This is a genomic window from Streptococcus infantis, assembly GCF_047463615.1.
Taxonomy (GTDB): Bacteria; Bacillota; Bacilli; order Lactobacillales; family Streptococcaceae; genus Streptococcus; species Streptococcus infantis_X.
In genome coordinates, this window is sequence record NZ_JASHDO010000003.1 from 133,624 (window position 1) to 148,720 (window position 15,097).

The following is a 15,097-nucleotide window of genomic DNA, read 5'->3' on the forward strand; positions in this document are numbered from 1 at the left end:
ATGCATAAAACTCGGAATATTAATTTAGATTTAATAAAAGTGCTAGCATGTATTGGAGTTGTTTTACTTCATACAACAATGATTGGATTTAAAGACACAGGGTCTTGGAATCTTTTGGCGTATTTATATTACTTAGGCACTTACTCTATACCTCTGTTTTTTATGGTCAATGGTTATTTATTGTTAGGAAAGAGTAATATAACCTATTCCTACATACTGCAGAAAGTCAAATGGATTTTAATAATAGTATCATCATGGACTACTATCATTTGGCTCTTTAAAAGAGACTTTACAGTTAATCCAATAAAAAAAATTGTAGGCTCTCTGTTGCAAAAAGGGTATTTCTCTCAGTTCTGGTTTTTTGGTGCATTAATACTTATCTATTTGTGTTTGCCAATTTTAAGAAAATTTCTAAATTCAAAAAGAAGCTATTTATATATTCTATCTTTCTTTGTCGCTACGGGTTTAATTTTTGAGTTAGTAAATATTATACTTCAAATGCCGTTACAGTCATATGTTATACAAACCTTTAGGTTATGGACGTGGTTTTTCTATTATCTTATAGGAGGTTTGGTAGCTCAATTTGATAAAGATTTTATAAAAAATGGGTTTAAGAGATGGATGAAAGTAGTTACAATATTGTTGTTGTTGATTTCCCCAGTAATACTATTTTTCTTAGCAAAAACTATTTACCATAATCTTTTTGCTGAATATTTTTATGATATTCTTTTTGTAAAAATTCTAAGCATAGGAATTTTCTTGACGATATTTACACTTGATTTGAATGAAGAAAAAGGTAAACGGATTGTTTTTCTTTCTAATCAAACTATGGGTGTTTTCATAGTACATACTTATGTTATGAAAGTGTTAGAAAAATTACTTGGTTTTAGTTATCTAGGTTCATATTTACTTTTTCCAATATTCACTTTATGTATAAGTTTTATTGTTGTTAGTTTATTAATGAAAATTCCTTATTTCAATCGAATCGTCAAAATATAAAAAGGAGAATAAAATGTACGATTATCTCGTCGTTGGTGCAGGTTTGTCTGGAGCAATCTTTGCACACGAAGCTACAAAACGTGGAAAAAAAGTTAAAGTGATTGACAAGCGTGATCACATCGGTGGAAATATCTACTGTGAAAATGTTGAGGGCATCAATGTCCACAAGTACGGTGCCCACATTTTCCATACTTCAAATAAAAAGGTTTGGGACTATGTCAACCAGTTTGCTGAATTCAATAACTATATCAACTCACCAGTGGCTAACTACAAGGGTAGCCTCTACAATCTTCCTTTCAACATGAATACCTTTTACGCTATGTGGGGAACTAAGACACCACAAGAAGTCAAGGATAAGATTGCCCAGCAAACGGCTGACATGAAAGATATTGAGCCTAAGAACCTTGAAGAACAGGCAATCAAGTTGATTGGTCCAGATATCTACGAAAAGTTGATCAAGGGCTATACAGAAAAACAATGGGGACGTTCTGCAACAGACCTTCCACCATTTATCATCAAGCGCCTCCCAGTGCGTTTGACCTTTGATAACAACTACTTTAATGACCGGTACCAAGGAATCCCAATCGGTGGCTACAATGTCATTATTGAAAATATGTTGGGCGATGTAGAAGTAGAGCTTGGGGTTGACTTCTTTGCTAATCGTGAAGAGCTGGGAAAATCAGCTGATAAAGTTGTCTTTACAGGGATGATTGACCAGTACTTTGACTACAAGCATGGAGAGTTGGAATACCGTAGTCTTCGTTTTGAGCACGAAGTTTTGGATGAGGAAAACCATCAAGGAAATGCAGTAGTTAACTATACAGAACGTGAAATCCTTTATACTCGTATCATTGAGCATAAGCACTTTGAGTATGGTAAACAACCTAAGACAGTTATCACACGTGAATACCCATCTGACTGGAAACGCGGGGATGAACCATATTATCCAATCAACGATGAAAAGAATAATGCTATGTTTGCTAAGTACCAAGAAGAAGCTGAGAAAAATGACAAGGTTATCTTCTGTGGACGTCTTGCAGATTATAAATACTACGACATGCACGTGGTTATTGAACGTGCACTTAGTGTAGTAACGGATGAGTTTGGTTACTAAGACATGCATTTTTAACAATATAATGATTGTTTAACAACAAAGAAAGGTACCCTATTATGAAAGGTATTATTCTCGCGGGTGGTTCGGGGACACGTTTATATCCTTTGACTCGAGCCGCATCAAAACAACTGATGCCGGTTTATGATAAACCGATGATTTACTATCCACTTTCAACATTGATGTTGGCTGGGATTAGGGATATTTTGATAATCTCAACTCCTCAAGATTTGCCTCGTTTTAAAGAGCTTCTTCAAGACGGATCTGAGTTTGGGATTCAACTTTCTTATGCAGAGCAACCAAGTCCAGATGGTTTGGCACAAGCCTTTATCATTGGTGAAGAGTTTATTGGTGATGATAGCGTTGCTCTGATCTTAGGTGACAATATCTATCACGGTCCTGGCCTTTCTAAGATGCTACAAAAGGCAGCAAGCAAGGAGTCGGGGGCAACTGTGTTTGGCTACCATGTGAAGGACCCAGAACGGTTCGGTGTTGTTGAGTTTGATGAAGACATGAACGCTATTTCTATCGAAGAAAAGCCAGAACACCCTCGTTCAAATTATGCAGTTACAGGCCTCTATTTCTACGATAATGATGTAGTAGAAATTGCTAAATGTATTAAACCAAGCCCGCGTGGTGAATTGGAAATTACAGATGTCAACAAGGCTTATCTAGATCGTGGAGATTTATCCGTTGAGGTGATGGGACGTGGCTTTGCTTGGCTAGATACTGGAACCCATGAAAGTTTACTCGAGGCTTCGCAGTACATCGAGACAGTGCAACGGATGCAAAATGTTCAGGTAGCAAACTTGGAAGAAATTGCTTATCGCATGGGCTATATCAGTCGAGAAGATGTCTTGGCCTTAGCCCAACCACTTAAGAAAAATGAATACGGACAGTATCTGCTCCGTCTGATTGGAGAAGCATAGATGACAGATAATTTTTTCGGTAAGACGCTTGCGGCACGCAAGATTGATGCAATTCCAGGTATGTTGGAGTTTGATATCCCCGTTCATGGAGACAACCGTGGCTGGTTTAAAGAAAATTTCCAAAAGGAAAAAATGCTCCCACTTGGTTTCCCAGAGTCTTTCTTTGCAGAAGGAAAATTGCAAAACAATGTATCCTTCTCACGCAAAAATGTCCTCCGTGGTCTCCACGCAGAGCCTTGGGACAAGTACATCTCTGTAGCAGATGGAGGGAAAGTTCTGGGTTCTTGGGTTGATCTACGCGAGGGCGAAACCTTTGGTAATACTTATCAGACGGTCATTGATGCGAGCAAGGGAATCTTTGTCCCTCGAGGCGTGGCCAATGGCTTTCAAGTCCTATCAGATACAGTTTCTTATAGTTATCTGGTCAATGATTATTGGGCTCTCGAACTCAAACCTAAGTATGCCTTTGTAAACTACGCTGACCCAAGCCTTGGCATCGAATGGGAAAATCTTGCAGAAGCAGAGGTTTCAGAAGCAGATAAAAATCATCCACTACTTAAGGATGTAAAGCCTTTGAAAAAAGAAGATTTGTAAAAAGGAAAGAATATGACTGAATACAAAAAAATTATCGTGACAGGTGGGGCTGGCTTTATCGGTTCTAACTTTGCCCACTATGTTTACAAGAATTTTCCAGATGTTCACGTGACAGTCCTAGACAAGTTGACTTATGCTGGAAACCGCGCCAATATTGAGGAAATTTTAGGTGATCGTGTTGAGTTAGTTGTTGGTGACATTGCTGATGCAGACTTGGTAGACAAGTTAGCAGCTCAAGCAGATGCTATTGTGCACTATGCCGCGGAAAGTCACAATGACAATTCGCTCAATGATCCATCACCATTTATCCATACCAACTTCATCGGAACCTATACTCTTTTAGAAGCTGCTCGTAAGTATGATATTCGTTTCCACCATGTGTCTACAGACGAAGTTTATGGTGATCTTCCTCTACGTGAGGATTTGCCAGGTCATGGTGAGGGACCAGGTGAGAAATTTACTGCTGAAACCAAATACAATCCAAGCTCTCCTTACTCATCAACCAAGGCTGCTTCAGACTTGATTGTCAAAGCCTGGGTACGATCATTTGGTGTTAAAGCAACGATTTCCAACTGTTCAAATAACTACGGTCCCTATCAACACATTGAAAAATTTATCCCACGTCAGATTACCAACATCCTAAGTGGAATTAAGCCAAAACTTTATGGTGAAGGTAAGAACGTTCGTGACTGGATTCATACAAATGACCATTCTTCAGGAGTTTGGACAATCTTGACCAAAGGGGAAATCGGAGAAACCTACTTGATTGGGGCTGATGGCGAGAAGAACAACAAGGAAGTATTGGAACTTATACTTAAGGAAATGGGACAGCCTGCCGATGCTTACGATCATGTAACTGACCGTGCAGGACATGACCTTCGCTATGCGATTGACGCAAGTAAGCTCCGTGATGAGTTGGGCTGGAAACCTGAATTTACCAACTTTGAAGCTGGTCTCAAGGAAACAATCAAGTGGTACACAGACAACCAAGACTGGTGGGAATCAGAGAAAGAAGCTGTTGAAGCCAACTACGCTAAGACACAAGAGGTTCTTGAAAAATAAAAACGGAGGTCGGGATTTTTTGTCCCTACCTCTATTGCTGTAGGGAAGAATTATGAATCAGTTGAAAGGAAGAAAAATGATTTTAATTACAGGAGCAAATGGTCAATTAGGAACTGAACTTCGACATTTGTTGGATGAGCGTAATGAAGAATACGTTGCTGTTGATGTGGCTGAGATGGATATTACCAATGCAGAAATGGTTGAGAAAGTTTTTGAAGAAGTGAAACCGACTTTAGTCTACCATTGTGCAGCCTACACAGCTGTTGATGCAGCAGAGGATGAAGGGAAAGAATTGGACTATGCTATCAATGTTACGGGAACAGAAAATGTCGCCAAAGCATCTGAAAAGCATGGTGCAACTCTAGTTTATATTTCTACGGACTATGTCTTTGATGGTAAGAAACCAGTTGGACAAGAGTGGGAAGTTGATGATCGACCAGACCCACAGACAGAATATGGCCGGACTAAGCGTTTGGGAGAGGAGCTTGTAGAAAAACACGTTTCAAACTACTATATTATCCGTACCGCCTGGGTTTTTGGTAATTACGGCAAAAACTTCGTTTTTACCATGCAAAATCTAGCTAAAACTCATAAGACCTTGACAGTTGTAAATGATCAACATGGCCGTCCAACATGGACTCGTACCTTGGCTGAGTTCATGACCTACCTAGCTGAAAACCGCAAGGAATTTGGTTATTATCATTTGTCGAATGATGCGACAGAAGATACAACATGGTATGACTTTGCAGTTGAAATTTTGAAGGATACAGATGTCGAAGTCAAGCCAGTAGACTCAAGCCAATTTCCTGCCAAAGCTAAACGCCCCCTAAACTCAACGATGAGTCTGGCCAAAGCCAAAGCTACAGGATTTGTCATTCCAACTTGGCAAGATGCCTTGAAAGAATTTTATAAACAAGAAGTAAAAAAATAGCCTTACTGGAGGCAAAAATGGTTACGCGAAGAGAGAGAAGAGAGATTCTCTTTCTTTTTTTGTTTCATCATCTCTACAATCGTCGGATAATTATAAAAATTCAAGAAAAAGCTTGGATAAATGTTAGAAAATCCAAGCACGAATGTATTTTTTGTGTTATAATATTCTGTGAATAGCTATGCCTTCATATAGCTATTAAAAATAGAAGTGTGAAACTTGGAAGATAGAGAGGACGCAGTGTAATGACTAGGAATGGTTTTTTTACAGGCTTAGATATCGGAACTAGCTCTATTAAAGTGTTGGTTGCAGAGCTTGTAAATGGTGAAGTAAATGTAATTGGCGTTAGTAATGCCAAAAGTAAAGGTGTCAAAGATGGGATTATCGTTGACATCGAAGCAGCAGCGACTGCTATTAAGTCTGCAATTTCTCAAGCAGAAGAAAAAGCAGGAATTTCAATCAAGTCTGTAAACGTTGGCTTGCCAGCTAATTTGTTGCAAGTTGAGCCAACTCAAGGTATGATTCCAGTGACATCAGACACCAAGGAAATTACTGATCAAGACGTTGAGAATGTAGTTAAATCAGCTTTGACTAAAAGTATGACTCCAGACCGTGAAGTTATCACCTTTATTCCAGAGGAATTTGTCGTAGATGGATTCCAAGGAATTCGTGATCCTCGTGGGATGATGGGTGTGCGTTTGGAAATGCGCGGTCTCTTGTATACTGGTCCACGTACAATTCTCCACAATCTTCGTAAAACTGTTGAGCGTGTTGGAGTTCAAGTTGATAACGTGATTATTTCACCTCTTGCAATGGTTCATTCAGTCTTGAACGAAGGTGAACGCGAGTTTGGTGCGACTGTTATTGATATGGGTGGAGGCCAAACGACTGTTGCCACTATTCGCAACCAAGAACTCCAATACACAAATGTCAACCAAGAAGGTGGCGATTATGTCACAAAAGACATCTCTAAAGTTCTCAAGACTTCTAAGAAAATTGCAGAAGGTCTAAAACTGAACTACGGGGAAGCTTATCCACCGTTAGCTAGCAAGGAAACCTTCCAAGTTGAAGTGATCGGTGAGGTTGAACCAGTTGAAGTGACTGAGGAATACTTGGCTGAGATTATTTCAGCAAGACTTAAGCACATTTTTGAGCAAATTAAGCAAGACTTGGAAAGACGTCACCTATTAGACTTGCCAGGAGGTATTGTCTTAATTGGTGGGAATGCCCTTCTTCCAGGTGTCGTTGAATTGGCCCAAGAAGTATTTGGAGTACGTGTTAAGTTATTCGTGCCAAATCAAGTTGGTATTCGCAACCCTGCTTTCGCTCATGTCATCAGCTTGTCAGAATTCGCTGGCAGCCTTACTGAAGTGAATGTTTTGGCACAACGAGCAATTCGAGGTGACGAAAGTTTACGCCACCAACCGATTGATTTTAGAAATTCAGCTCAACCAGTTTCACCTGTTTCTCCACGACCAGTATTTAATACGGTGACAACTCCTGAGCCTGAAACAACTCAATCTGTTGAACCAGTAGCTCCTCTTCAATCAGAAGAAAAGAGCAAGGGTAAATTAACGGATCGTTTCCGTAGCTTGATTGGAAGCATGTTTGACGAATAAAATAGAGGAATATAAATATGACATTTTCATTTGATACAGCAGCTGCACAAGGTGCAGTCATTAAAGTAATCGGTGTCGGCGGTGGTGGTGGAAATGCCATCAACCGTATGGTTGACGAAGGCGTTTCTGGCGTTGAGTTTATCGCAGCCAACACAGATGTACAGGCTTTGAGCAGTACAAAAGCTGAGACAGTTATCCAGCTTGGCCCTAAATTGACTCGTGGACTTGGTGCAGGAGGTCAACCTGAGGTTGGTCGTAAAGCTGCAGAAGAAAGCGAAGAAGTGCTGACAGAAGCAATCAGCGGTGCTGACATGGTCTTCATCACTGCTGGTATGGGTGGTGGTTCTGGTACAGGAGCTGCACCAGTTATCGCTCGTATTGCAAAAAGTCTTGGAGCTTTGACAGTAGGTGTTGTCACTCGTCCATTTGGCTTTGAAGGAAGCAAACGTGGACAATTTGCCATCGAAGGGATTAACGAACTTCGTGAGCATGTTGATACACTCTTGATTATCTCAAACAATAACTTGCTAGAAATCGTCGACAAGAAAACTCCACTTCTTGAAGCATTGAGTGAAGCAGACAACGTTCTTCGTCAAGGTGTACAAGGGATTACAGATTTGATCACAAATCCTGGTTTGATCAACTTGGACTTTGCAGACGTTAAGACTGTTATGGCTAACAAAGGAAATGCCCTTATGGGTATTGGTATCGGTAGCGGTGAAGAACGTGTTGTAGAAGCTGCTCGTAAAGCAATCTACTCACCACTTCTCGAAACAACTATCGATGGTGCTGAGGATGTTATCGTTAACGTAACTGGTGGTTTGGACTTGACTTTGATTGAAGCTGAAGAAGCATCAGAAATTGTTAACCAAGCGGCTGGTCATGGTGTTAACATCTGGCTTGGAACATCTATTGATGAGACTATGAAAGACGAAATTCGCGTGACGGTTGTTGCGACAGGAGTACGTCAAGATAAAGTTGAGAAAGTTGTAACTGCTCAACCACGCCAAGCAGCCTACCGTGAACCTGCTAGAACTAGCCATACACATACATATGATCGCAATTTTGATATGGCTGATACAGTAGAGTTACCAACTCCAAGTCATCGTCGCCCAGAAGCTCCAAAGACATCAGCCTTTGGTGACTGGGACTTGAGACGTGATGCCATTGTTCGCCAAGGAGATCCAGTTGTTTCTCCTGTAGAACGTTTTGAGGTTCCAGCCGCAACAGATGAAGATGAGTTGGAAACTCCACCATTCTTTAAAAATCGTTAATGAAGATGAATTTAAAAGAAAATACGAACCTTGTTTTTCAACAGATATCGAATGCAGTTCAGGAAGCCGGTCGTGAAAACGATTCGGTTTCTGTGATTGCGGTGACCAAATATGTAGATGTTGAAACAGCCTCTGCTTTGGTTTCGCAAGGAGTGCAACACATCGGTGAGAACCGTGTTGATAAATTTCTTGACAAGTATCATGCCTTGAGTGTTAAAAATCTTACTTGGCATTTGATAGGGACCTTACAGAGACGTAAAGTCAAGGAAGTAATTTCTTATGTGGATTATTTTCATGCTTTAGATTCCTTAAAGCTAGCTCAGGAAATTCAAAAACGAGCGGACCACAAGATTAAGTGCTTTTTGCAAGTAAATATCTCCCAGGAAGAGAGCAAGCATGGTTTTTCGAAAGAGGAACTCTTAGCCCTTTTGCCAGAACTCTCACAATTAGACCAGATTGAGTACGTTGGATTGATGACTATGGCTCCATTTGAAGCAACAAGTCAAGAGTTACAAGAGATATTCAAAGAAACGCAAGAATTGCAAAAAACCATTCAAGAAAAACATCTCCCCAATATGCCGATGACAGAACTCAGTATGGGAATGAGTCGAGACTTTAAAGAAGCGATTCAGTTTGGTTCAACTTTTGTTCGAATCGGCACAGCATTTTTTAAGTAGGAAATAACCATGTCACTAAAAGATAAATTTGATAAGTTTATAGATTATTTCACTGAAGATGGAGAAGAGGTGGCACCAAACGTTGCTGAGTTAAAGCCTGAAAAAACGCTAACATCAGTGTCTGCCCCCAAGGAAGAACTTCCACAAGCACAACAGCTACCACAACCATCACAAGTGAATACTAAAGAAAAAAATATTACTCGCCTTCATGCTCGTCAGCAAGAGTTGGCGATGCAGAGCCATCGTAGTACAGAAAAGGTAACCATTGATGTTCGTTATCCTCGTCGCTACGAAGATGCAACAGATATCGTTGATTTACTGGCGGGTAATGAAAGTATTTTGATCGATTTCCAATATATGACAGAAGTACAAGCACGCCGTTGTCTAGACTATTTAGATGGAGCACGTCACGTATTGGCTGGTGAATTGAGAAAAGTTGCAAATACTATGTACCTTTTGACACCAGTAGGAGTTGTAGTTAATATCGAAGATATTCGCTTGCCTGAGGGAACTCAGAGTGAAGAATTCGACTTTGATATGAAGAGAAATCGAGTGAAATAATGATATTTCTAATTCGCTTCATTCAAAATGCTACAGATATCTATTCTTGGATACTTGTAGCTTTTGCTCTCTTATCCTGGTTTCCAAATGCCTATGAGACAGAAGTAGGTCGCTTGTTGTCTAGTTTAGCTAGACCGATCCTTCAACCCTTAAGTCGTCTGCCTCTAAGATTTGGCGGTTTTGACTTTTCAGTATGGGTGGCTGTCATCTTGGTTCATCTTGTTGGAAACTATCTCATTCGATTTCTTTTAATACTAGCATGAGAAAAGATATTTATCAGCATTTCTCAGTCGAGGATATTCCTTTCATTGATAAGGGACTGGAGTGGCTTAGACAGGTTGAAGAGCATTACGCTCCCATCCTAACTCCCTTTATCAATCCCCATCAGGTCTTTATTTTAAAGACATTGGGAAATAATCATGGGATTCAAGTTTTTTCTAGCAATGATTTTGTAGCTACAGAATATAGTCGTGTGCTACTTGTACCAGATTATTTCATACCGACGAATTTAGCGGATTTTGAAATGACATTGCTTGAGATTGTCTATTCTAGCAAATTTGAGCAATTGACTCACGCTAAGATTTTGGGAACGGTCCTTAATCGACTCGGTATTGATCGCAAGCTCTTTGGTGATATAGTAGTAACGGAAAATAGAGCGCAAATCATTGTAGACCAGAAATTCACTCCTCTCTTTCAAGACGGGATTCAAAAGATTGCCAAACTACCTGTTAAACTGGAAGTCAGATCTTTTGAAGATCTGTTAGAGGCCCAAAATGATTATCAAGAGAAGGAAGTTTTGCTTCCAAGTCTGCGCTTGGATGCTTTCTTATCAAATGTTTTGAAATTATCTCGATCACAGACCAGTGATTTATTAGCCAAAAAATATGTTCAGGTAAATTACCATCTGGTTGAAAAATCTGACTATCAAGTCAAGATAGGTGATTTAGTAAGTGTCAGACGCTTCGGAAGGATAAGTATCCTGAGAGAAAATGGCCAGACGAAAAGAGATAAGAAGAAAATAACAGTCCAAGTCCTACGAAGTAAGTGAGATAAGATATGCCAGTTACACCCCTTGAAATTAGGGATCAGGTTTTTTCAACGAAATTCAGAGGCTATGATAAGGATCAAGTTGATGAATTTTTAGATAAGATTCTTTGGGACTATGAGGAAATGATACGGTACAAGGATGAATCTGAAGACTATATCAAAAAATTAGAAGAGAGTCTGTCGGCTTTTATCAATGATTTTCCTAAGAGACAAGTAACAAATGAGCAAAAACAAGAAACAATGAATGATTCTGTTTTTTATTAAGTAAGTGAGGAAAAATATGCCAATTACGTCATTAGAAATTAAGGATAAAACCTTTAGTACTAAGTTTAGAGGTTTTAATCCAGAAGAGGTTGATGAATTTCTAGACATTGTTGTTCGTGACTATGAAACACTGGTTCGTAGCAACCACGAAAAAGAGCAACATATTAAAAATCTAGAAGAGCGTTTGTCTTATTTTGATGAGATCAAAGATTCTTTGAGCCAGTCAGTATTGATTGCTCAAGATACTGCGGAACGCGTCAAGCAAGCAGCCAATGATCGCTCTCAAAATATTATCAAACAAGCTGAGCAAGATGCACATCGATTGCTCGACGAAGCCAAGTACAAGGCCAATGAAATTTTGCGTCAAGCAACTGACAATGCCAAGAAAGTTGCAGTAGAGACAGAAGAATTGAAGAACAAGAGTCGCGTCTTCCATCAACGTTTGAAATCCACGATTGAAAGTCAATTGGCTATCGTAGATTCATCTGATTGGGAAGAAATTTTGCGCCCAACAGCTACTTATCTACAAACTAGCGATGAAGCCTTTAAGGAAGTAGTTGAAGAGGTTCTAGGTGAAGATGTATCTTCATATCAGGAAGAAGAACCGATTGATATGACTCGTCAGTTTTCACCTGAGGAAGTAGCAGAGCTCCAAGCTCGAATTGAAGCTGCCAACAGAGAATTGGTAGAATCTCAGCTAGAAACTCCTTCTAATTCTTCTGAATCAGTTGTTGAAGGTGTAGTTTCTTCAAATCGGGAAACTTTTCCAACACCCTTGACAGAATCTATTGATCTTTTATAAGAAATATAATCTGAGAACAATATCTTATCAAATATATTTTTAGCGAGTAGGAGATGGTGGAAGTCCTACAATCCCTGTTGATAAGATTATCCTCTCAAGTTATCAAGTCTGAAGTTAGTAGGATTTGACGTCGCCCGCGTTACGGGAAAAGAGGGAGAAAGACTAGTTCTTTTTCCGAATAAAGGTGGTACCACGATTTTCGTCCTTTTTAGCGAGTCGTGGTTTTTAATTTGTCTATATAATAAAGGAGATATTATGAAACTCAAAGAAACTTTAAATCTTGGGAAAACAGACTTCCCAATGCGTGCCGGACTTCCTACCAAAGAGCCAGTTTGGCAAAAGGAATGGGAAGAAGCAAAACTCTACCAATGTCGTCAAGAGTTGAATGAAGGGAAACCTCACTTCACTCTTCATGATGGCCCTCCGTATGCCAACGGAAATATCCACGTAGGACATGCCATGAACAAGATTTCAAAAGATATCATTGTTCGTTCTAAGTCTATGTCAGGATTTTACGCACCTTATATCCCAGGTTGGGATACACACGGTCTGCCAATCGAGCAAGTCTTGGCTAAACAAGGTGTTAAACGCAAAGAAATGGACTTGGTTGAGTACTTGAAACTTTGCCGTGAATACGCTCTTTCTCAAGTAGATAAACAACGCGAAGACTTCAAGCGCTTGGGTGTTTCTGGTGACTGGGAAAATCCATATGTAACACTGACTCCTGACTATGAAGCAGCGCAAATCCGTGTCTTCGGTGAAATGGCTAATAAAGGCTATATCTACCGTGGAGCTAAGCCTGTTTACTGGTCATGGTCATCTGAGTCAGCTCTTGCTGAAGCGGAAATCGAATACCATGACTTAGTTTCAACCTCACTTTACTATGCCAACAAGGTCAAAGATGGCAAAGGTGTTTTAGACGCTGATACTTACATTGTTGTTTGGACAACGACTCCATTCACCATCACAGCTTCTCGTGGATTGACTGTTGGAGCAGATATTGACTATGTAGTCGTACAACCTGCTGGTGAAAATCGTAAGTTTGTGGTCGCTTCAGAACTATTGAATAGCTTGTCTGAGAAGTTTGGTTGGTCTGATGTTCAAGTTTTGGCAACTTATCGTGGACAAGAATTGAACCAAATCGTGACAGAACACCCATGGGATACTGCAGTAGATGAACTTGTTATCCTTGGTGACCACGTTACGACTGACTCTGGTACTGGTATCGTCCATACAGCCCCTGGTTTCGGTGAGGACGACTACAATGTTGGTATTGCTAATGGTCTAGAAGTTGCTGTGACAGTTAACGAACGAGGGATTATGATGGCTAATGCTGGTCCTGAGTTTGAAGGACAATTCTATGACAAGGTGGTTCCAACTGTCATTGAAAAACTTGGTGATTTGCTTCTTGCCCAAGAAGAAATCTCTCACTCATACCCTTTTGACTGGCGTACGAAAAAACCAATCATCTGGCGTGCAGTGCCACAATGGTTTGCCTCTGTATCAAAATTCCGTCAAGAAATCTTGGACGAAATTGAAAAAGTAAAATTCCACTCAGAATGGGGTAAAGTCCGTCTTTACAACATGATCCGTGACCGTGGTGACTGGGTTATCTCTCGTCAACGTGCTTGGGGTGTTCCACTTCCAATCTTCTACGCAGAAGACGGCACACCAATCATGACAGCTGAAACGATTGAGCATGTAGCTCAACTCTTTGAAGAGCATGGTTCCATCATCTGGTGGGAACGTGATGCTAAAGACCTCTTGCCAGAAGGATTTACACATCCAGGTTCACCAAATGGTGAGTTCAAGAAAGAAACAGACATCATGGATGTATGGTTCGACTCAGGTTCTTCGTGGAACGGGGTTGTGGTTAATCGCCCAGAACTTAAATATCCGGCAGACCTCTACCTAGAAGGTTCTGACCAGTACCGTGGTTGGTTCAACTCTTCACTTATCACATCTGTGGCTAACCATGGCGTAGCACCTTACAAACAAATCTTGTCACAAGGTTTTGCTTTGGATGGTAAAGGTGAGAAGATGTCTAAATCTCTTGGAAATACCATTGCTCCAAGCGATGTTGAAAAACAATTTGGTGCTGAAATCTTGCGTCTCTGGGTAACAAGTGTTGACTCAAGCAACGACGTGCGTATCTCTATGGATATCTTGAGCCAAGTCTCTGAGACTTATCGTAAGATTCGTAACACCCTTCGTTTCTTGATTGCTAATACTTCTGACTTTAACCCAGCTCAAGACGCAGTGGCTTACGAAGAACTTCGTTCAGTTGATAAGTACATGACCATCCGCTTTAACCAACTTGTCAAGACCATTCGTGATGCTTATGCTGACTTTGAATTTTTGACAATCTATAAAGCACTAGTGAACTTTATCAACGTTGACTTGTCAGCCTTCTACCTTGATTTTGCTAAAGACGTTGTTTACATTGAAGGTGCTAAATCACTCGAACGCCGTCAAATGCAAACTGTCTTCTATGACATCCTTGTGAAAATCACCAAACTCTTGACCCCAATCCTTCCTCACACTGCGGAAGAAATCTGGTCATATCTTGAGTTTGAAGCTGAAGAATTCGTTCAATTGTCAGAATTACCAGAAGCTCAAACATTCGCTAATCAAGAAGAAATCTTGGATACATGGTCAGCCTTCATGGACTTCCGTGGACAAGCTCAAAAAGCCTTGGAAGAAGCTCGTAATACAAAAGTCATCGGTAAATCGCTTGAAGCTCACTTGACTGTTTATCCAAACGAAGTTGTGAAAACGCTCCTCGCAGCAGTAAGTAGTAATGTTGCTCAACTCTTGATTGTGTCAGACTTGACCATCGCAGAAGGACCAGCTCCAGAAGATGCAGTTGCCTTCGAAGATGTTGCCTTCACTGTTGAACGTGCAGCTGGTGAGGTTTGTGACCGTTGCCGCCGTATCGATCCAAGTACAGCAGAACGTAGCTACCATGCAACTATCTGCGATCACTGTGCAAGCATCGTAGAAGAAAACTTTGGAGACGCAGTCGCAGAAGGTTTTGAAGTCAAATAATGCTATCACTAGACCTATGAGTGTCCTTGCGGTTAATAAAAGTCTTTTTGTTAACTGGAAGAGGTGAGGGGAACTTCACCCTCTAGGCTAGAACGAAAACTAAAAAAGCGAACAAAGATAGTTTTCTGCTACTCAGAATTCTTTCTTGTTCGCATTTTTAGTCTAATTACTAATTTTTACCT

General features: G+C 40.3%; 15 protein-coding genes. All 15 read left to right on the plus strand.

Annotated features, from left to right (window positions below; translation table 11 throughout):
* A complete protein-coding gene (locus QM874_RS04845) occupies positions 1–999 on the plus strand; it encodes an acyltransferase (RefSeq protein WP_414316427.1) in 999 nt (332 codons plus the stop codon).
* A 13-nt stretch (positions 1,000–1,012) separates the two neighbouring features.
* Positions 1,013–2,113 carry a UDP-galactopyranose mutase gene (glf, locus tag QM874_RS04850; RefSeq protein WP_414316428.1) on the plus strand — a complete coding sequence of 367 codons (1,101 nt, stop codon included), beginning with the start codon at positions 1,013–1,015 and terminating at the stop codon, positions 2,111–2,113.
* Positions 2,114–2,169: 56 nt separating this feature from the next.
* Entirely contained in the window at positions 2,170–3,039 is an 870-nt protein-coding gene (rfbA, locus tag QM874_RS04855; protein WP_414316429.1) for a glucose-1-phosphate thymidylyltransferase RfbA, read from the plus strand.
* On the plus strand, positions 3,040–3,633 hold the full coding sequence (locus QM874_RS04860; protein ID WP_414316430.1) for a dTDP-4-dehydrorhamnose 3,5-epimerase family protein: 594 nt from the start codon (positions 3,040–3,042) through the stop codon (positions 3,631–3,633).
* Positions 3,634–3,645: 12 nt separating this feature from the next.
* Positions 3,646–4,695, plus strand: a complete 1,050-nt coding sequence (rfbB, locus tag QM874_RS04865) for a dTDP-glucose 4,6-dehydratase (RefSeq protein WP_414316431.1) — start codon at positions 3,646–3,648, stop codon at positions 4,693–4,695.
* A gap of 76 nt (positions 4,696–4,771) precedes the next feature.
* Positions 4,772–5,626: a dTDP-4-dehydrorhamnose reductase gene (gene rfbD, locus QM874_RS04870; protein WP_414316432.1), complete on the plus strand. Its 855-nt coding sequence runs from the start codon at positions 4,772–4,774 to the stop codon at positions 5,624–5,626.
* A gap of 242 nt (positions 5,627–5,868) precedes the next feature.
* Positions 5,869–7,242, plus strand: a complete 1,374-nt coding sequence (gene ftsA, locus QM874_RS04875; RefSeq protein WP_414316433.1) for a cell division protein FtsA — start codon at positions 5,869–5,871, stop codon at positions 7,240–7,242.
* A 17-nt stretch (positions 7,243–7,259) separates the two neighbouring features.
* Positions 7,260–8,516, plus strand: a complete 1,257-nt coding sequence (gene ftsZ / locus QM874_RS04880; protein ID WP_049548722.1) for a cell division protein FtsZ — start codon at positions 7,260–7,262, stop codon at positions 8,514–8,516.
* Between the two features lie 5 nt (positions 8,517–8,521).
* The gene (locus tag QM874_RS04885) at positions 8,522–9,193 is read left to right on the plus strand and encodes a YggS family pyridoxal phosphate-dependent enzyme (protein ID WP_414316434.1); all 672 of its coding nucleotides are present in this window, start codon (positions 8,522–8,524) and stop codon (positions 9,191–9,193) included.
* Between the two features lie 9 nt (positions 9,194–9,202).
* A complete protein-coding gene (locus QM874_RS04890; RefSeq protein ID WP_075229812.1) occupies positions 9,203–9,754 on the plus strand; it encodes a cell division protein SepF in 552 nt (183 codons plus the stop codon).
* Positions 9,754–10,017 carry a YggT family protein gene (locus tag QM874_RS04895; RefSeq protein WP_414316435.1) on the plus strand — a complete coding sequence of 88 codons (264 nt, stop codon included), beginning with the start codon at positions 9,754–9,756 and terminating at the stop codon, positions 10,015–10,017. Before QM874_RS04890 ends, QM874_RS04895 begins: the two co-directional genes overlap by 1 nt.
* Entirely contained in the window at positions 10,014–10,802 is a 789-nt protein-coding gene (locus QM874_RS04900) for an RNA-binding protein (protein WP_414316436.1), read from the plus strand. Before QM874_RS04895 ends, QM874_RS04900 begins: the two co-directional genes overlap by 4 nt.
* An 8-nt stretch (positions 10,803–10,810) precedes the next feature.
* The gene (locus QM874_RS04905; RefSeq protein ID WP_414316437.1) at positions 10,811–11,065 is read left to right on the plus strand and encodes a DivIVA domain-containing protein; all 255 of its coding nucleotides are present in this window, start codon (positions 10,811–10,813) and stop codon (positions 11,063–11,065) included.
* Positions 11,066–11,081: 16 nt separating this feature from the next.
* Complete coding sequence (locus tag QM874_RS04910; protein WP_414270648.1) at positions 11,082–11,867, plus strand: DivIVA domain-containing protein; 786 nt, start codon at positions 11,082–11,084, stop codon at positions 11,865–11,867.
* 255 nt (positions 11,868–12,122) lie between these two features.
* A complete protein-coding gene (gene ileS / locus QM874_RS04915; RefSeq protein ID WP_414316438.1) occupies positions 12,123–14,915 on the plus strand; it encodes an isoleucine--tRNA ligase in 2,793 nt (930 codons plus the stop codon).
* Positions 14,916–15,097 lie beyond the last annotated feature (182 nt).